Genomic DNA, 19,045 nt, shown 5'->3' on the forward strand with positions numbered 1-19,045 from the left:
AGTGACAGAAAAAAAGGATATTCGCATTTTAGCTTATGAAAGTTCTTGCGATGAAACTTCAACTAGTGTCATTAAGAACGGCTGTGAAATTGAAAGTTTAATCGTTGCAACTCAGATTAAGTCGCATCAAAGATTTGGTGGTGTAGTTCCAGAAGTTGCTTCTAGACACCATATTGAAGTTATTAGCCAAATTACTAAAGAAGCGCTTAGTGAGGCTAAGGTAACTTGGAATGATATTGATGCTATTGCAGTTACATATGGACCAGGCCTAGTTGGAGCTTTGTTAATTGGAGTAAGTGCGGCTAAGGCAGCAAGTATGGCGACAGGAATTCCATTAATCGGAGTTGACCATATCATGGGGCATATTATGGCAGCACAACTTGAAGATAAAATTGAATATCCAGCTTTAGCTTTGCAGGTATCAGGTGGACATACTGAGCTTGTTTTAATGCATGATCCAATTCATTTTGAAATTATTGGTGATACACGTGATGATGCAGCTGGAGAAGCATATGATAAGATTGGCCGAGTTTTGGGAGTAAATTACCCTGCAGGTAAGACGATTGATAACTGGGCTCACCAAGGTAAAGATACTTTTAATTTCCCACGGGCAATGCTTGAAGATGATGATTATGATTTCTCATTTTCTGGACTTAAGAGTGCTTTTATTAATACTTGTCATCATGCTGATCAAATTGGGGAAAAACTTGATAAATATGACTTAGCTGCAAGTTTTCAAGCGGCTGTAGTTGATGTCTTAAGTCATAAAACAATTCGAGCAATTAAAGAATTTAAGCCTAAGACTTTTGTTTTAGGTGGGGGAGTTGCTGCTAACAAAGGCTTACGTGAACGCTTAGAAATGGAGATTGCTAAGTTAAAAGATAAGCCAAAAGTAATTATTCCTCCAATGAAGTTATGTGGCGATAATGCGGCAATGATAGGAGCTGCTGCATATAATTTATACCAGGCAGGTAAGTTTAGTAGCTTAGACTTAAATGCAGATCCATCACTTGAACTTCCTTATGCAGATTCAGTTCTAAATTGATGAAATTTAAAATTATTACTTATAAAGGTATGCAAAAAGAGCAGTCAATTATTTGACTGCTCTTTTATTATCCTAACTAAAATTATTAATCAAAGTTAACTTCTTTGTCGTTAACTTTAACGCTGTATTCAAGACTTGCTAAATCAAGGTTCAAAACAGCTTTTCTAGTCTTAGCCTTGTTTTCACGAATGATTTGGATTTGGCTTTCGCTAGGAGTAGTGATATCGATGCTACCTTCTAAGTCAAAGGCTTCTTCTTCGTTTCTGAATCGTAATAAGTTAAGTAATTTAGCAACTACTGGACGCTTAACTTCTTCAGCTACTTCATCAACTTCGTAGTAGTGACGGTTAATGTTTCTACCTTCCTTAGTTTCTTCAAGTAACTTCAAGTCGTTTTGACCAGCAAGTAAACCAACGTAGTAAACTTGTGGGATACCAGGTGCAAAGACTTGAACAAGACGTGAAATGAAGTACTTCTTGTCATCGTCACCTAAAGCTGAGTAGTAAGTAGTGTTGATTTGGTAAATGTCAAGGTTGTGGTATTCAGCTGAAGAGTACTTACGCTTAACATTAGCACCCACCTTGTATAATTCGTTAGTGGTCATGTCAATTTCGTCATCAGCTAAAATGTCCTTGGCATCAACAACACCCAAACCATCGTGAGTATCCAAAGTAGTGAATTGCTTCATTGGGCTCTTACGTAACCAATCAGCAAGACGCTTAGATTTACCATTGTAAAGTGAGTAAAGTAATACCATAGGTAAAGCAAAGTCATAAACAAAGTATCCGTGTTCACTAACCTTGAATGGGTACTTGTAGTGTTCGTGAATTTCTGGAAGAAGTTGAGCATCAGTACCCTTTAAGTCATCATTAGCTTCTTTTAATAAGTCCCAAATTTCTGGTTCAACGAAGAAGTCATTACTATCAAGCTTCTTAACTGCGTATGCAAATGCATCTAATCTGATTAAACTTGCACCGTGGTTTGCCAAGTTAACTAAGTTATCCTTAACGAACTTCTTAGTAGTTTCAGTTCTAATATCTAAGTCAAGTTGGTCTTCACCAAAAGTGTTCCAGATATTAGTCTTAGTGCCATCAGCAAATTCAATAGTTTGGTATGGTGCACGGTCCTTACGCTTGTAGATTAAGTCTACATCTGCTTGAGTAGGACGATTTTCTGGCCAAAACTTATCCCAGTTAAGGTAAAGGTCCTTGTACTTACTCTTATCCTTGTTTTTAACAAAGTCCTTGTAGTATTCAGAGTGCTTTGATAAGTGGTTAATCATGAAGTCAAACATAGTGTAGTACTTGCTTGATAATGCTTCAATATCGCTCCAGTCACCGAACTTTTCATCGACTTTGTCGTAAGTCATTGGTGAAAAGCCACGGTCTCCAGCTGATGGGAAAAATGGCAAGATGTGTAAACCACCAATAGCACCCTTTAAATAATTTTCCAAAACATAGTTTAGGTCTTTGAGGTTGTGACCCATACTATCAGGGTAGGTAATTAACATTACTTTGTTTTGTAATTTCATAACTATTTACTCCTTGTTATAGCGCTTTCAGTTGATTTTATATTGAAATTGTATAAAATAGTTGTATCATATGTAACTATTTACACAAATTTACATAAAATACAATCTCATATTTTATTATAACGAAAACAAGGTGATAAAGTGAATGCTAATATTAATGATGTAGCTAAAAAAGCTGGAGTTTCAATTGCGACAGTTTCACGCTATGTAAATCAAAATGGTTATGTTGCTAATGCAACTGCAGAGAAGATTGAAGCCGCAATTAATGAATTAAATTATAAGCCTAAAAACGGCCATAGGAACACTAATACTTCCAGATCAATTGGCATAATTTTTCCTTCGATTCGCAATCCCTTATTTTCAGAATTATTTACACATATTGAAAAATCACTTGCAGAAAAAGGATACAGCAGTACTTTATTTTTAGATAATAATGAATCACATAGTATTGATGACTATGTTGATTTAATTGCTCAAGGGAAGATTAAAGCAATTATTAATAGCTCTCCTCTTAAGACTAAAAAAATAACTTATCAAGGCGTTCCAATTGTTTCATTTGATCGTAATCTTGGACCTAGTATCCCAATGATTTCATGCAATAACTTAGACGGTGGCTTCAAGATCGCTAAGGAAGTTCTTGCGAGAAAAGCTAAGAAAATTTTGATTCTATCTGGGAATAAGCAAGACTATTTTCCAATCACTGACCGGATAAAGGGAATGGTTAAGGTTTTTAATTACTATAATCTAGATATAAAAACAGCCTATACTGATTTTGAAAGCTCTGAAATTGTTCGCAAAGTGCAAATTGATAAATTAATAAAAGATAAAGAATATGATGCAATTTGTACTACAGATGATATCACGGCATTATTGGTTCGAGAACAAGCTAGTCTGATTGACTACAGCCCAATTATTACCGGCTTTGATGGATCAACCTTTATTAACCACTTATTCCCTAATTTAATTACGATTCGGCAACCACTAGAAGAAATTGCGGGCTTATTGGTAGAAATCTGTCTAAGTCAAAGTGAGAATTACAAAGAAAACATCGAAAAAAGATACATTTTGCCTGTTGAGCTAATTAGATAAAGTAAATTTATTTAAGCCTTGGATTATAATCCAAGGCTTTTTGTTTTGCTTTATTTTTTATAAGGTGATAAAAGTAATTTTTAGTAAACATCAACCGTTTTTATCCTTATTTTGGTAAACGTTTCAAATTCAATATTTACAACACTTATACCCTAAATAAGCACTACTACCGCATCGGTGTAAGTGTTTACAAAAAATGAATATAAAGGTACTATGTAACCGTTAACAAAAGACAAATTTAAAGAAAAGAGTAGTAATATGATCACATTTGATGAACAACAAAAAGTTTTTAACCTCTCAAATTCATCTATTTCTTATCTCTTCTCAATTGAAGAAGGCGGATTACTAAGTCACCTATACTATGGCCCTACGATTAGAGGCTATCATGGTGAACGCTTCTACCCAAGAGTTGATCGTGGGTTCTCTGGTAATTTACCTAATTCAATGGACCGCACTTATTCAAAAGATGATTTGCTCCAAGAATACTCTGGTAACAATACTGGCGATTTTAGACTACCTGCCGTTGTAATTAAAACTAAAAACGGCGCAAGAATGACTGATTTTCGTTATCACTCATACAAAATTATTGATGGCAAGCCCAAGCTTGATGGTCTGCCACAAAGTTATGTAGAAAGTGATCAAGAGGCTCAAACATTGGAAGTAACTTTACGTGATGATGTTATCAAGGCTGATTTAGTTTTAACTTATACAATTTATCGTGATCGCCCAGTTATCACTAGAAATGCTCGTGTGATTAACCGTAGCGATGATGCTTTCTACGTTGAAAAGTTAGCTTCCATGCAACTTGACTTAACTAAGCAAGACTACGATTTAGTTTACTTACCAGGCCAATATGGGGTTGAACGTCAAACAAGACGTAAGTCAATTGATCAAGGAATTTTTGAAATGTCTAGTCGGCGCGGTGCAAGTTCTCACCATATGAATCCATTTGCTGCAATTGTTGATAAGAACACCGATGAATTCCACGGCAATGTTATGGCAACCTTACTTGTATATTCTGGCAACTTTAAGATTAGTTTGGAAAGTGACCAAATTGATCAAATCCGTTTGCTTGCTGGAATTAACGATGACAATTTTAGCTGGAAATTAAATCCAGGTGAAAGCTTCCAAACTCCTGAAGCTATTAACGTTTACTCAACTAAGGGACTTAATGGTATGACTAAAGTTTTCCACCATTTATTGCGCGAACGAGTAGCACGTGGAAAATGGCGGGATCGTCAGCGTCCAATCATTATCAATAACTGGGAAGCTACTGAAATGAACTTTGATGCTGCTAAGCTTGAGCAAATTGTTGAAGAAGCTAAGCCGCTAGGCATTGAAATGTTTGTCTTAGATGACGGCTGGTTTGGTCACAGAAATGATGACAATTCGAGTCTTGGTGACTGGTATGTCAATACCAAGAAAATTGACTTACATAAAGTAGCTAACCAAACTCACGACGCTGGTATGAAATTTGGTCTATGGTTTGAACCAGAAATGATTTCTAAAGATTCAGACTTATATAAGGCTCATCCAGATTACGTTTTGCATGAACCTGGACGTGGAATGACTTTAGCTAGAAACCAATTGGTACTTGATTTTAGCCGTCCAGAAGTTGTTGACAATATCTTTAATCAAATTTGCAAGATTCTAGATGATGTAGATATTGATTACATCAAGTGGGATTGCAACCGGAACTTAACTGAAGTTTATTCAGCTGCTTATCCAGCAAATCAAGAAGGTGAAATTGCTCACCGTCATATCTTGGGTGTCTACAGTTTAATGGAAAGATTAATTGAAAGATATCCAGATATCTTATTTGAAAGTTGTTCTGGTGGTGGTGGTCGTGATGATGCAGGACTACTTTACTACATGCCACAATGCTGGCCATCAGATAATACAGATGCTAATGAACGCTTAAGAATTCAAGAAGGCACTAGTTTAGTTTATCCAATGTCTTCAGTTACTGGTCACGTTTCTGCAGTGCCAAATGGTCATACAGCCCGCATTACTAGTTTCAAGATGCGTGGCGATGTTGCAATGAGTTCAACATTTGGTTATGAATTAGATCCAGGTGCATTAACTGATGCAGAAAAAGCACAAGTAAAAGAGCAAGTTGCCTTTTATAAGAAGCATCGACAATTAGTCCAATTTGGTAACTTCTACCGCTTGCAGAGTGCTTTTACTGGCAACCATGTTGCTTGGGAATTCGTTAGCCCAGACAAGAGCGAAGCCTTACTCTTTATGTATCGTAAGCTAAGTTCAGTTCGCTATGAAATTGTTAATACCAAGATGTATGCCCTTGATCCTGATAAGAATTATCAAGATAGTGTAACTGGTAAAGTTTATGGTGGGGACGAATTGATGAATGTTGGATTATTTAGAGATCCAACCCATAAAGGTGATTTTATTAGTGAAGTTCATTACTTCAAAGAAGTTAAATAATTGAAATAATAAATATTTTGGAGATAAAAACATTATGCAAAAGTGGAAAAATACCATTGCCTACGGATTAGGGGCATTTGGACATGACTCATTTTACGGAATTTTAAATACTTATTTATTAATGTTTATCACTAGTATTATGTTTTCTGGTGGAGATAAACATTACACTACTCATATGGTAGCCATTACAACAATGATTATCATGGTGGTTAGAATTATCGAATTAGTGCTTGATCCATTTATTGGTTCAATGATTGATAAAACTAATTCCAAATGGGGAAAGTATCGCCCTTGGATTTTAGGAACTGGTTTGATTTTGGGATTAGGCAGTCCATTCTTGTTTACTACTATGAATGGTTTATCTACCAAGAATGGAAACTTGTTCTTAATTTTATTCACTATTATGTTCTTTGTTTTGTATATTGTATATGCATTTAAGGACATTTCTTTCTGGGGATTATTACCAGCAATGTCATTATCATCAGATGATCGTGGTTTTACAGCTACCGGTGCGAGAATTGGCTCAACTATTGGTGGTAACATTATTACTGTTTTGTATGCAGTTTTGTTAACTTACTTCTCAGGTTCAAGTAACTTTAATGAACATGGTTGGTTCATGTTTGCATTAGTAATTGGTTTAACACAATTTGTTGGTGCAGCCTTCACTGCCTTTGGTACTAAGGAAAAGGCTTCTATTGTTACTGATCAAAACCAAAAAGAAATTACTATTGGCCAAATTTTTAAAACTATTGGTACTAACGACCAATTAGGCTGGATGTCACTTTCATACATTATTTATGGTCTAGGTACCTCAATTACCAACAGTTTTATGCTTTATTACTTCCGTTATGTACTTGATGCACAAGATAAGTGGCAATATGTTGGTTGGTTAGGTATTTTTAGTGGATTTGTTTCAATCATCTCATATCCATTCTTAGCTAAATTCTTTGGTCGTCGTAAGATTATGGTTGGTTCAATGCTTACTATGGTCTTGTCATATATCATCTTCTCACTTACTCAAAACGTTGCTATGACTTTAGTAGCACAACTTTTCTACACTTTAGCTGGTCCGCTTGTATTTATGGTATTATTATTAACTATTGCCGACTGTGTAGAATATGGTCAATTAAAGACTGGTCACAGATCAGAAGCTGCCACTAGTGCGGTTCGTCCAATGCTTGATAAGTTCAATGGTGCCGTAACTACTGGTTTAACAGGTGTGATTGCCGGTATTGTTGGGATGACAGGTAATGTAGCAGCATCAAGTATTACTGCTCATGATGTATTCTTATTTAAGACCTTTGCCTTTTACATTCCATTATTAACTACAATCATTGGGATGATTATCTTTGCTACTAAGGTTAAGCTAGATGAAAAGATGCACGCTGATATTGTTAATAAGTTAGCTAAAGATATTAAAGCAGAAGAAAATAAGTAATCAGTAATTCATAAATGGAAAAAGAATCTAGGCAACTAGATTCTTTTTTTGATTATTTTTTAGTTTTTGCACTACTTTCTCTTTCAATAAATTTAGATGGTAGTAACAAATGATAGGGAATAGTTCGATGATTAACGAAGCGGTCATGCAATAGCCGGATAGCTGCTTGCCCCATTTCAAAACTTGGAGCACTGATTGAGCTAAGTGAAGGTACTAGATATGATGCGACTTCAGAGTTGTTATAACTAACGACTTCAATATCTGCTGGAATTTGTTTTTGGCTAAGGTGAATAGCGCGATATGCGCCAACAGCTAAGACGTCACTAGCTATAATCACAACTTTAGGAGGATTTTCAATACTGAGCAGTTGCTTCATCGCACTAAAACCTTCTTCTAAGGTCCAGTTAGTCAAAACCTCTTTAATTGGTAAATTATGTAACTTCATCCAGGTTTCGTAAGCTTGAGTTCTGGGATCTAGGTTACTTTTTCTAGATAAGTGAGTTTGGTTCATTTCGTTGATGTATCCGCCAATAAAACCGATATTAGTTTCATTTCTTTCTTGAAGTAAATTCAAAATTCGATTAGTAAAATCAGAGTAAGTGTTGCGAATTAAATCGAATTTGTCAAAGTGGCGATATTCATCGATAATCACAATATTAGAATTATAAAGTGAAACGCGTTTAATGAAACTAGCAGTAAAGGTTCCAATAATGATTACGCCGTCAAAGTTTTTAACATTTGAAAAAATAAAATCAGGTTTTGGAAAATGGATAAAACTACTAATTTCATAATGATTAGCTAGAGCTTCTTCTTGTAAGCCACGATTAATATTTGAAAAATATAAGTCACGATTAAGTTGCTCAATACTTAAAGCACATAAGACAATAATTTTTCGTTTTTTATTGTTGATATTAATTAAAAGGCGGTTAGGTCGTGGGTCATAATGTAATTTATTTGCTACAGCTAATACTTTTTGTCTAGTTGAATCTTTAATTGAAAATGTTTTATCTTGACTTAAAACTCGCGAAACAGTTGCTGGAGAAACCCCAGCTTTTCTGGCAATTTCTCTTATACTAGTCATAAATTTCACCTCTGTCAGTAAATATTAAGTAAACGTTTCAATTATTTATTATAAAGGATTCATAGTGCTTTTTCTATGAAAATGTAACCGCTATAATGTTTACAAATTCATAGCTCTAGTTTACTATGAAACCGTTAACAGTAATTGGAAGCGCATTTATAGAATAAATTTGGGTGTAAATTATTGCAAATTTATTTTTGGTGAGAGGAGAATTGCGATGAAAAAATGGCTAAAACCGTTTGCTGTTGGAATGGTTGCACTAGCTTCATTATGCTTAACTGGTTGTAAGCAAAAAGAGGCTGCAAGCAATCAGAAAGTTACAATTGAATTTTTTAATCAAAAACGGGAAATGCAACCAACTTTGAAAAAAATAATTAAAAAATTCGAAAAAGAGCATCCAAATATTCGAGTGAAAGAAACCGATGTCCCTTCAGCTGGCGATGTTTTGAAGGTTAGAATGCTCTCGGGGGATGCACCGGATGTAATTAATATTTATCCACAAAACCTTGACTATCAAACCTGGGCTAAGGCTGGTTATTTTGTTGATATGACGCATAAGTCTTACATTAAGAATATCGTTAATAATTATGCCGAAAAGTTTGCGATTAATGGAAAGATTTATAATGCTCCATTAAGTGCTAATTTATATGGCTTTTTCTATAATGCAACTGAATTCAAGAAGTTAGGCTTAAAGATACCAAAAACTTGGGCTGAAATGAAAGCCTTAGTTAAAGAAATAAAGGCTAAAGGAAAGACTCCATTTGCCTTAGCAGGAACTGAGCCATGGACTTTAAACGGCTATCATAACTTAGCTTTAGCAACAGTAACAGGTGGCTTTAACCAAGCTGAAAACTTGGTTAGATATTCTCCTGTCAACTCAATTTCTTTGAAAAATAAATATATTCAATCTGATATTAAGCGACTCGACTTATTACGTGGAACTGCTCAAAAGAATTGGCAAGGGGCTAGCTATAACGACGCGGTTACTGCCTTTACTAGTGGTAAGGCCTTGATTATGCCTCAAGGATCTTGGGCATTACCTGTAATTACTTCACAAAATCCTAAGTTTAAAGTTAGAACTTTTGCTTTTCCAGGGAATAAGGTAGGGCAAGAAATGACTGTTGGTTCAGGTGACATGGCCTTGTCAATATCATCAAGATCTAAACATAAAAAAGCAGCTGATGAGTTCTTAAAGTTTATGTGTAGTCCTGAAGCAATGCAAATTTACTATGACAAAGATGGCTCTCCATGTACGATTAAAGGTGTTAAGCAAAAGGGTAAGAATTCAGAGTTAGGTGGCTTAAGCCAGTATGCCTTTACTAAGAAGCATATGGTATGGCTAGGTCAAAAATGGACAACTGAAAATGACTTCTTCAACTTAACTGGAAATTACTTACTAACAGGTGATAAGAAGCAATTAATTAGCGACTTTAATACCACCTTTAACCCAATGAAGGCTACTAATTAATTTGGATAGGAGGGTCAAAAATGACATTAAAAAAATTTGCTGCTAAGTATTGGGGTTGGACCTTTCTAATTGTCCCAATTATTTTGCAAGTTATCTTTTTTTACTTTCCAATGGTTCAAGGCGCCTTTTATAGTTTGACTGATTGGAATGGCTTTACTTATAACTTCAACTTTGTAGGCTTAAACAACTATAAGATTCTTTTTATGGATGCTAAGTTTATGAAAGCAATTGGTTTTACCTTATTATTAACGGTATGTTTAATTGCTGGTGAAATTACATTCGGGATTTTAATTGCTCGAGCATTGAATGCAAAAATTAAGGGACGTTTATTCTGGCGGGCATGGTTCTTCTTCCCAGCAGTTTTATCAGGTTTAACTGTTTCTTTGATTTTTAAACAGGTCTTTAACTATGGTTTGCCTGCAATTGGAAATTGGTTACATTTACAATTCTTAACTGATTCAATTTTAGGTAGCCAAGTTGGTGCGATTATTGCTGTCATCTTCGTTATGCTTTGGCAAGGAATCGCGATGCCAGTCATCATTTTCTTAGCTGGGTTGCAAAGTATTCCCGATGAAATTAAAGAAGCAGCTGAAATTGATGGAGCTAACAATACGCAAATCTTTTGGAAAATTGAATTACCATATCTTCTTCCAAGTATTTCGATGGTCTTTATTATGGCGCTAAAGGCAGGATTTACCGCCTTTGATCAAATCTTTGCTTTAACTAGCGGTGGACCAACAGACTCTACTACTTCAATTGGCTTGTTGATTTATAACTACGCCTTTAAGAATAATCAATATGGTTATGCCAATGCGATTGCTTTAGTACTATTTGTGGTAATAGCTTTAATTTCAATTCTACAAGTTAAGTTATCTAGCAAGTATGAAGTGAACTAGAGGGAGGATTAATCATGCAAAGTAAACGTGAACCTGGAAATTTCTGGAAATATGTCTTACTAATTTCCGGTGGGATATTAATTTTAGTACCGATTTTATATTCATTTTTGAGTTCGTTTAAGACTACTAAACAAATCATGGCTAACTTCTTTGCCTTCCCTAATCCATGGACCTGGGCTAACTATCAAAGATTATTTGCTGATGGAATTGGTGGCTATTTCTGGAATTCAATTGTAATTAGTGTTGGTTCTGTAATTGCTGTGATGCTCTTTGTGCCAATGGCTGCATATTCAATTGCAAGAAATATGAGCAAAAAGCGGGCCTTTAACATTATGTACTCACTTTTAATTTTAGGAATCTTTGTTCCATTCCAAGTAATTATGATTCCAATCACTGTTTTAATGAATCGGATTGGCCTAGCAAATATGTGGGGCTTAATTATTTTGTACTTAACTTATGCAATTCCGCAAACGCTCTTCTTATATGTTGGTTACATTAAGTTAAGCATTCCTGAAAGTTTAGATGAAGCAGCTGAAATTGATGGTGCAAGTAGATGGACAACTTACTTTAAGATTGCCTTTCCATTAATGAAGCCAATGCACGCCACGACTTTAATTGTGAATGCGATGTGGTTTTGGAATGACTTTATGTTACCATTACTAATTTTGAATAAAGACAACCACATGTGGACCTTACCACTATTTCAATACAATTATACTGGACAATACTTCAATGATTACGGTCCAAGCTTTGCTTCATATGTAGTCGGAATTATTACGATTACAATCGTATATTTGATTTTCCAAAAGAATATTATTGCTGGTATGAGCAATGGGGCAGTTAAGTAAAAGAATAGATGGAGATAAAAAATGGTTAAAGTAGATTTAGATCACGTATATAAAAAATATGATAATGCAAGTGATTATTCAGTAACTGACTTCAATTTGCACATCAATGATCATGAATTTATTGTGTTTGTTGGGCCTTCTGGTTGTGGTAAATCAACCACTTTGAGAATGATTGCTGGACTTGAAGAAATTTCAAAAGGGACGCTAAAAATTGGCGGTAAGGTCATGAATGATGTTGCTCCAAAAGATCGCCAAATTGCGATGGTTTTTCAAAATTATGCCTTGTATCCACATATGAGTGTTTATGACAATATGGCTTTTGGCTTAAAGTTGCGGCATTATTCAAAAGAAGATATCGACAAAAAAGTTAAAAATGCTGCAGAAGTCTTAGGACTAGCACATTTGCTTGATCGAAAGCCAGCAGCTTTATCAGGTGGTCAACGTCAGCGTGTAGCACTGGGGCGGGCCATCGTGCGGGATGCACCAATCTTTTTGATGGATGAACCTTTAAGTAACTTAGATGCTAAACTTAGAGTATCAATGAGAGCAGAAATTGCTAAGCTGCACCAAGATTTGAAGACAACAACAATTTATGTTACTCACGACCAAACTGAAGCAATGACTTTAGCTGATAGAATTGTAGTTTTGAAAGATGGTAAAATTCAACAAGTTGGCAGTCCCTTAGAAGTCTACAATAAGCCAGCTAATGTCTTTGTTGCCGGTTTCATTGGGTCACCAGCGATGAACTTCTTCCATGTCATTTTGAAAGATGGCAAGATTGTTGATAAAGATAACCAAGACTTTGCTATTCCAGTCCCAGAAGGTAAGTTAAAGGTACTTAAAGAAAAAGGCTATGACAACAAAGAAATTATCTTTGGTATTCGTCCTGAAGATGTCCATACTGAAGAAGTCTTCTTAGAAGCCTTTCCAGAAACTGTTGTCACAGCAACTGTAACTGTATCTGAATTATTAGGTGCTGAAACTCAGCTCTATACTAAAGTTGGTACAAGTGAATTAGTTTCTCGCGTTGACGCTCGTGACTTTACCAAGCCCGGTAGCAAGATTAAGATGGGCTTTGAAATGAATAAGGCTCACTTCTTTGATGCAGAAACTGAATTGACAATTGACTAAAGCAAAATGAGATAGCGAAGATAGATTTATCTATACTACCAAAAAAGACGCCACCAGGCGCCTTTTTGTTTATGCAAAATTATCTAAATCATTTACTGCTTGTTCCCAATCATTAGTTGCCTGTTCAAGCTCAGCTTGAACTTTTGATAAGTCCTCTTGCAGGGGCCCTAACTTATCAAAGTTAGAAGCAATTTCTGGATTTGCCATTTCAGTTTGAATATCATTTTCTTTTTGTTCTAATTCGTCAATTTTTGCTTCTAAATCATCAACTTTTCTTTGAAGTTTACGTTTTTGGGAATCAAGCTTCTTTTGTTCTTGGTAAGAAAGCTTGTTTTCGCTAACTTTAGGACTTGCTTCAGTTTCAACAGTAGTGACTTGGTTGACTGGCTTGTTCTTTTCTGCGAGGTAATATTCATAGTTACCTTCGTATATTTTTGCTTGGCCAGCTCTAACAGAAATAATCTTATTAGCAAGTTGATTAATGAAGTAACGGTCGTGAGATACAAATAAAAGTGTCCCATCGAACTTACTTAAAGCTTGTTCTAGCACTTCTTTGGCTTCAATATCTAAGTGGTTGGTAGGTTCGTCCATGATTAAGAAATTATCATGTTCTAAGGCTAAAACTGTTAAAGTTAGCCGAGCCCTTTGACCACCTGATAATTGACCAACAACCTTATCGATGTCTTTAGCAGTAAAAAGAAAACTAGCTAAAATTGAACGGACATCTTTTTCAGGCATTGACTTGTGACGGTCCCAGATGGTGTCAATCACAGTCTTCTTATAGTCGAGCCCTTGGAGTTCTTGGTCGTAATATCCAATATCTAAACTAGCCCCGTACTTAATTGAACCAGACTTAATTGCGAGTTTTTTCATAATGGTCTTAAGTAAAGTAGACTTACCAATCCCATTAGGTCCAATAATTGCCACACGGTCGCCTTTGTTAACTTGGAAGGAAATATCTTTGACCATGGTCTTGTCAGGATAACCAATAGTTAAGTCTTGGGCAATCAAGACTTCTTTACCAGAAGGGCGGTCAGCCTTAAAGTTAATCTTGACCTTGCCACTATGCTTAGGTGGGTCAATTCGCTCTAGTTTTTCTAATTGCTTACGCCGACTTTGAGCCCGCTTAGTGGTAGAAGCACGAACCAAGTTCTTTTGAATAAAGTCTTCGGCAGCTTTAATTTCTTCTTGTTGCTTTTCATAAGCGGCTTCTTGTTGAGCATCACGTAATTCACGCTCTGCTAAGTAGTGAGTATAGTCTCCTTTAAAGACGGTCAATTTGCCATACCGCATTTCAAAGATTTGATTGGCCAAATGGTCTAAGAAATATTGGTCGTGAGAGACGGTTAAGATGGCACCAGTATAGTTTTTCAAAAAGCCTTCGAGCCAATCTAAAGTATCTAAGTCAAGATAGTTAGTAGGTTCGTCAAGCAAAAGTAGGTCTGGCTTTTTAAGTAGCAATTTAACAAAACTAAGTCTAGTCTTTTCACCACCAGATAAAGAGCCAATTTGTTTATCCCAAGTAGCACTTGGAAAGTTAAAACCATTCAGCACACTTTTAATATCAGCTTGGTAAGTGTAGCCGCCATTTTGTTCAAAATCAAATTGCATTTGATCATAGCGTTTAAGTAAGTCGCTATCTTCAGGATGGTCTGCAATTTGAGCTTGCATTCTGGTTAAGTTCTCACCTTGAGCAATTAACGGCTTAAAGACTGTTAACATTTCCTCCCAGATGCTTTTACTTTCATCAAGGGCGTTTTCCTGGGCGATGTAGCCAACATCGATGTCTTTATTAACAGTAAATTCACCCTTAGTTGATTCTTCTTCACCCGTCATAATCTTAAGTAAAGTGGTCTTGCCGACACCATTAGGTCCGACTAGGCCGATACGGGCATTATTTTCAATTGAAAAGTTAATATCTTTAAATAATGTAGTTGCCCCGAATTGTTTTTCGAGGTCATGTCCTTGTGCAATAATCATATAAATTCACCTGTGAAATATTTTACCATAGCTGCTAGAATCTAAGTAGCACTTGGAATCAGCTTTTTTAATTTGTGAAAATTACTTGCAATATAAACACATTTATAGGTATGATATTCATGAAATAATTTTCACATTCTTTTATGGATGTAGAAAAGGAGCACAGTAAGCATGGATAAGATTAAAATTCCTAAAGCAACCGCAAGAAGATTGCCACTTTATTATCGGTATTTGATTTTATTAAATGAAGAAGGCAAGGATAAAGTATCATCAACTGAATTATCTGAAGCGGTTCAAGTAGATAGTGCTTCTATTCGGCGTGATTTTTCATACTTTGGTGCGCTAGGTAAACGTGGCTATGGTTATGATGTTAAGAGCTTACTTACTTTCTTTAAAAAGATTTTGAACCAAGATACTTTGACTAATGTCGCCTTAATTGGTGTTGGTAACTTGGGACATGCTTTACTTAACTACAACTTTAAGCGAAGCAATAATATTAGAATCTCTTGTGCCTTTGATATTAATCCAGAATTAACTGGTCGTATTCTTAGCGGAGTACCGGTTTATGATATGAAGGATATGGTAGAACAGATTCGCGAACAACAGATTTCAATCGCAATTTTGACTGTGCCACAAGGTAATGCCCAAAAGACTGCTAATGAAATTGTCCAAGCTGGTGTTAAAGGAATTATGAACTTTACTCCGGTTAGAATTTCTGCTCCAGCTGGTGTGCGGATTCAAAATGTCGATTTGGCAACAGAACTACAAACTTTAGTCTACTTTCTTGAAGCTGATAAGAAGTTAGATGATTAAGCAACTAAGCAATTAGTTGCTTTTTTGTTGCGTAAAAATAAAATTAGCACTCAAATGAAAAAAGTGCTATTTTTTGCTTGCATCGAGAAGAAAAACATATTATTATAAGCATTGTAAGTTAGCACTTAGAAATTAAGAGTGCTAAAAATAAAGACAAGAATTAAATATAGGAGGGACTAAACGTGTTACAACCTATTGGTGATCGCGTGATCGTAAAAGTTAAAAAAGAAGAAGAAGAAACTGTTGGCGGTATCGTCCTTGCTTCAAATGCTAAACAAAAGCCAACTGAAGGTGAAGTGGTTGCTGTTGGTAATGGCTTAGTTACTAGCGAAGGTAAGGTTTTGCCAATGACTGTTAAGGAAGGCGACCGCGTAGTATACGACAAGTACTCTGGCACTAATGTTAAGTACGATGGTGAAGAATACTTGGTCCTTCATGAAAAAGACATTTTAGCAATCGTAAAATAATTTGACTATTAACTAAAAATTCAAACTAAAACGAAAAGGAGTTAGGCGTTATGGCAAAAGATATTAAATTTGATGAAAAAGCAAGACGCTCACTTTTAAAGGGTGTTGATAAGTTAGCTGACACTGTTAAGACTACATTAGGACCTAAGGGTCGCAACGTTGTTCTTGAAAAGAGCTACGGTGCACCAGAAATTACTAATGACGGTGTAACTATTGCGAAGGCAATTGAACTTAAGGACCACTTCGAAAACATGGGTGCTAAGCTTGTTAGCGAAGTTGCTCAAAAGACTAACGATATTGCTGGTGACGGTACTACTACTGCTACTGTTTTAACTCAAGCTATCGTTAACGAAGGTATGAAGAACGTAACTGCTGGTGCTAACCCAGTTGGTATTCGTCGCGGGATTGAAAAGGCAACTAAGGCTGCTGTTGATGAATTACACAAGATTAGCCACAAGGTTTCTGGTCGTGATGAAATTGCCCAAGTAGCTAGCGTATCAAGTGCTTCAGAAGAAGTAGGTAACTTGATTGCTGACGCTATGGAAAAGGTTGGTCACGATGGTGTTATCTCAATTGAAGAATCAAAGGGTGTTAACACTGAACTTTCAGTAGTTGAAGGGATGCAATTTGACCGTGGTTACCTTTCACAATACATGGTAACTGACAACGACAAGATGGAAGCAGACCTTGATAACCCATACATCTTGATTACTGATAAGAAGATTTCTAACATTCAAGATATCTTGCCATTACTTCAAGAAATCGTACAACAAGGTAAGTCATTACTTATCATTGCTGATGATGTTGAAGGTGAAGCTTTACCAACTCTTGTTTTGAACAAGATTCGTGGTACTTTCAACGTTGTTGCTGTTAAGGCTCCTGGCTTTGGTGACCGTCGTAAGGCTCAATTACAAGATATTGCTGCTTTAACTGGTGGTACTGTAATTACCGAAGACTTAGGCTTAGAACTTAAGGACACTAAGATTGATCAATTAGGTCAAGCTGGTAAGGTAACTGTAACTAAGGACTCAACTACTATTGTTGAAGGTGCTGGTACTAAGGAAGCTATTGCTGAAAGAGTTGACTCAATTAGAAAAGAAATTGAAAACTCAACTAGTGACTTTGACAAAGAAAAGTTACAAGAACGTCTTGCTAAACTTGCTGGTGGTGTTGCCGTAATCAAGGTTGGTGCTGCTACTGAAACTGAATTGAAGGAACGTAAGTACAGAATCGAAGATGCCTTGAACTCAACTCGTGCCGCAGTTGAAGAAGGTTACGTTGCTGGTGGTGGTACTGCCTTAGTAGACGTTAAGAAGGCTATCACTAAGCTTACTAGCGACAATGAAGATGAACAAACTGGTATTAACATCGTTTTACGTGCACTTAGCGCACCAGTTCGTCAAATCGCTGAAAATGCTGGTAAAGATGGCTCAGTTATCTTAGACCACTTAATGAGTGCTGATCCAGAAGTTGGTTACAACGCTGCAACTGACAAGTGGGAAAACATGGTTAAGGCCGGAATTATCGACCCAACCAAGGTAACTCGTTCAGCTTTGCAAAATGCTGCATCAATCGCTGCATTACTCTTAACTACTGAAGCTGTAGTTGCTGAAATTCCAGAAGAAAAGCCAGCTGCACCTGCTAACCCAGCTGCAGGTATGGGCGGCATGATGTAAAAATCTAGCTTATAATTTTAAAGCTCTAGGACATAGAAGTTCTAGGGCTTTTTATTTTGCAGAAAATTTTGGCATTTATTTTCGTATTTATAAATATAAGGAAAAATATAGGAGGAAAATGAATGCTAGAAGAGCAAAAGTACTATGGCTTTACAAATGATGAGATTTTTGGCAGTATTATGCAAAATAAGCGCTTTTGTAAGGCGATTATTCAGGCAGCGCTACCAGATGTGAATGTGGTGTCGATAGAAAGTGTTGATGCGCAAAAAGAATTGGGTACTAAGAGTGATAAGCGAAGTAAGTCTATCAGGCTCGATATTGCAGTCAAAGACAAGGTAGGGAATTTGTATGACGTCGAGATGCAGGTAAACAACAATCACGATATTGGGCCACGGATGCGATATTATCAGTCGTCGATGGATAGGGATACTTTAGATAGAGGCGAACCGTACACTTCATTATCACGTACTTATTTAATTTTCTTGTGTGCCTTTGATCCGTTTGGCAGGGGCAAGCTACGGTATAGTTTTCACTTGTATGACGATGAAGATAAGAGTATTCAGCTAAAAAACAATGCTGAGAATATCATCATTAATTCAAAGGGTAGCGGAAATGGCGACACCGATTTGTTAAATCTCCAAAAGTTGATGAACGATGATAAAATAGAAGCAACAGGAGTTTTTAAAGAAATTCAGACAAAAATTCAAGAGTATAATGATGATCCAAAAAGGAGAAATCTTATGAGAACAGCAGAATTACGAATGAAGGAAGAAATTGCTGTAGCAACTAGACAAGAAGCACGTAGAAAAGATCAGAATACGGTAATAGCTTTCGTAACATTCTTTAAACGTACGCAACCTAAAATAAGTGAAGCAGAAGTATATTCAGCAATCAAAGATTCGGTTGGTCCAGACTTCAGCCTCAGTGATGGTGAAATTCGAGAAATAATCCATCAGAATTTGAAGTAAGCTACAAGGAGAAATCTTATGAGAACAGCAAAGAAATAAAGCTTGCTGAAAAATATTCTCCAAAATAAGAAACTGGTAAGTTAGCCCATGCTGATTTACCAGCTTTTTGTATACAATTATCAGGTGAAAAAGATATCGTGATGATATACTTAACTTAAATACCGGGAGG

At 36.1% G+C, this 19,045-nt stretch carries 15 protein-coding genes; 12 read left to right on the forward strand and 3 right to left on the reverse strand.

Translation table 11 applies throughout. The features are described from left to right. Position 1: 1 nt before the first annotated feature. The gene (gene tsaD, locus H628_RS0106815; RefSeq protein WP_027825791.1) at positions 2 to 1,045 is read left to right on the forward strand and encodes a tRNA (adenosine(37)-N6)-threonylcarbamoyltransferase complex transferase subunit TsaD; all 1,044 of its coding nucleotides are present in this window, start codon (positions 2 to 4) and stop codon (positions 1,043 to 1,045) included. An 85-nt stretch (positions 1,046 to 1,130) separates the two neighbouring features. Here the strand turns inward: tsaD and gtfA are convergent, their stop codons facing one another. Beyond that, entirely contained in the window at positions 1,131 to 2,576 is a 1,446-nt protein-coding gene (gene gtfA / locus H628_RS0106820) for a sucrose phosphorylase (protein WP_027825792.1), read from the reverse strand. Positions 2,577 to 2,717: 141 nt separating this feature from the next. Between gtfA and H628_RS0106825 the strand changes: the two genes are divergently transcribed. The 3 genes from H628_RS0106825 (at position 2,718) to H628_RS0106835 (ending at position 7,548) form a co-directional block, all read left to right on the forward strand. Further along, positions 2,718 to 3,665: a LacI family DNA-binding transcriptional regulator gene (locus tag H628_RS0106825; RefSeq protein ID WP_027825793.1), complete on the forward strand. Its 948-nt coding sequence runs from the start codon at positions 2,718 to 2,720 to the stop codon at positions 3,663 to 3,665. 258 nt (positions 3,666 to 3,923) lie between these two features. Beyond that, on the forward strand, positions 3,924 to 6,110 hold the full coding sequence (locus H628_RS0106830; RefSeq protein WP_027825794.1) for an alpha-galactosidase: 2,187 nt from the start codon (positions 3,924 to 3,926) through the stop codon (positions 6,108 to 6,110). Between the two features lie 34 nt (positions 6,111 to 6,144). Continuing rightward, a complete protein-coding gene (locus tag H628_RS0106835; protein WP_027825795.1) occupies positions 6,145 to 7,548 on the forward strand; it encodes a glycoside-pentoside-hexuronide (GPH):cation symporter in 1,404 nt (467 codons plus the stop codon). A gap of 52 nt (positions 7,549 to 7,600) precedes the next feature. Here the strand turns inward: H628_RS0106835 and H628_RS0106840 are convergent, their stop codons facing one another. Continuing rightward, entirely contained in the window at positions 7,601 to 8,629 is a 1,029-nt protein-coding gene (locus tag H628_RS0106840; protein WP_027825796.1) for a LacI family DNA-binding transcriptional regulator, read from the reverse strand. Positions 8,630 to 8,846: 217 nt separating this feature from the next. Here H628_RS0106840 and H628_RS0106845 point away from each other — a divergent pair, with 217 nt between their 5' ends. Genes H628_RS0106845 through H628_RS0106860 form a run of 4 tightly spaced genes read left to right on the forward strand, consistent with a single transcriptional unit; the run spans position 8,847 to position 12,972 of the window. After that, a complete protein-coding gene (locus H628_RS0106845) occupies positions 8,847 to 10,097 on the forward strand; it encodes an extracellular solute-binding protein (protein ID WP_027825797.1) in 1,251 nt (416 codons plus the stop codon). A 20-nt stretch (positions 10,098 to 10,117) separates the two neighbouring features. Then, on the forward strand, positions 10,118 to 10,993 hold the full coding sequence (locus H628_RS0106850; protein ID WP_027825798.1) for a carbohydrate ABC transporter permease: 876 nt from the start codon (positions 10,118 to 10,120) through the stop codon (positions 10,991 to 10,993). 14 nt (positions 10,994 to 11,007) lie between these two features. Beyond that, positions 11,008 to 11,841 (forward strand): carbohydrate ABC transporter permease, encoded by an 834-nt coding sequence (locus H628_RS0106855; protein WP_027825799.1) that lies wholly within the window; start codon positions 11,008 to 11,010, stop codon positions 11,839 to 11,841. A 21-nt stretch (positions 11,842 to 11,862) separates the two neighbouring features. Then, a complete protein-coding gene (locus H628_RS0106860) occupies positions 11,863 to 12,972 on the forward strand; it encodes an ABC transporter ATP-binding protein (protein ID WP_027825800.1) in 1,110 nt (369 codons plus the stop codon). Positions 12,973 to 13,041: 69 nt separating this feature from the next. Here the strand turns inward: H628_RS0106860 and H628_RS0106865 are convergent, their stop codons facing one another. Further along, a complete protein-coding gene (locus tag H628_RS0106865; RefSeq protein WP_027825801.1) occupies positions 13,042 to 14,952 on the reverse strand; it encodes an ABC-F family ATP-binding cassette domain-containing protein in 1,911 nt (636 codons plus the stop codon). A 171-nt stretch (positions 14,953 to 15,123) separates the two neighbouring features. Here H628_RS0106865 and H628_RS0106870 point away from each other — a divergent pair, with 171 nt between their 5' ends. The 4 genes from H628_RS0106870 (at position 15,124) to H628_RS0106885 (ending at position 18,876) form a co-directional block, all read left to right on the forward strand. Next, on the forward strand, positions 15,124 to 15,765 hold the full coding sequence (locus H628_RS0106870) for a redox-sensing transcriptional repressor Rex (protein WP_027825802.1): 642 nt from the start codon (positions 15,124 to 15,126) through the stop codon (positions 15,763 to 15,765). Between the two features lie 182 nt (positions 15,766 to 15,947). After that, complete coding sequence (gene groES, locus H628_RS0106875) at positions 15,948 to 16,232, forward strand: co-chaperone GroES (RefSeq protein WP_006588230.1); 285 nt, start codon at positions 15,948 to 15,950, stop codon at positions 16,230 to 16,232. A 50-nt stretch (positions 16,233 to 16,282) separates the two neighbouring features. Next, complete coding sequence (groL, locus tag H628_RS0106880; protein ID WP_027825803.1) at positions 16,283 to 17,908, forward strand: chaperonin GroEL; 1,626 nt, start codon at positions 16,283 to 16,285, stop codon at positions 17,906 to 17,908. A gap of 122 nt (positions 17,909 to 18,030) precedes the next feature. Beyond that, positions 18,031 to 18,876: an Rpn family recombination-promoting nuclease/putative transposase gene (locus tag H628_RS0106885; protein WP_027825804.1), complete on the forward strand. Its 846-nt coding sequence runs from the start codon at positions 18,031 to 18,033 to the stop codon at positions 18,874 to 18,876. Positions 18,877 to 19,045 lie beyond the last annotated feature (169 nt).

Source organism: Lactobacillus psittaci DSM 15354 (genome assembly GCF_000425905.1).
GTDB lineage: Bacteria > Bacillota > Bacilli > Lactobacillales > Lactobacillaceae > Lactobacillus > Lactobacillus psittaci.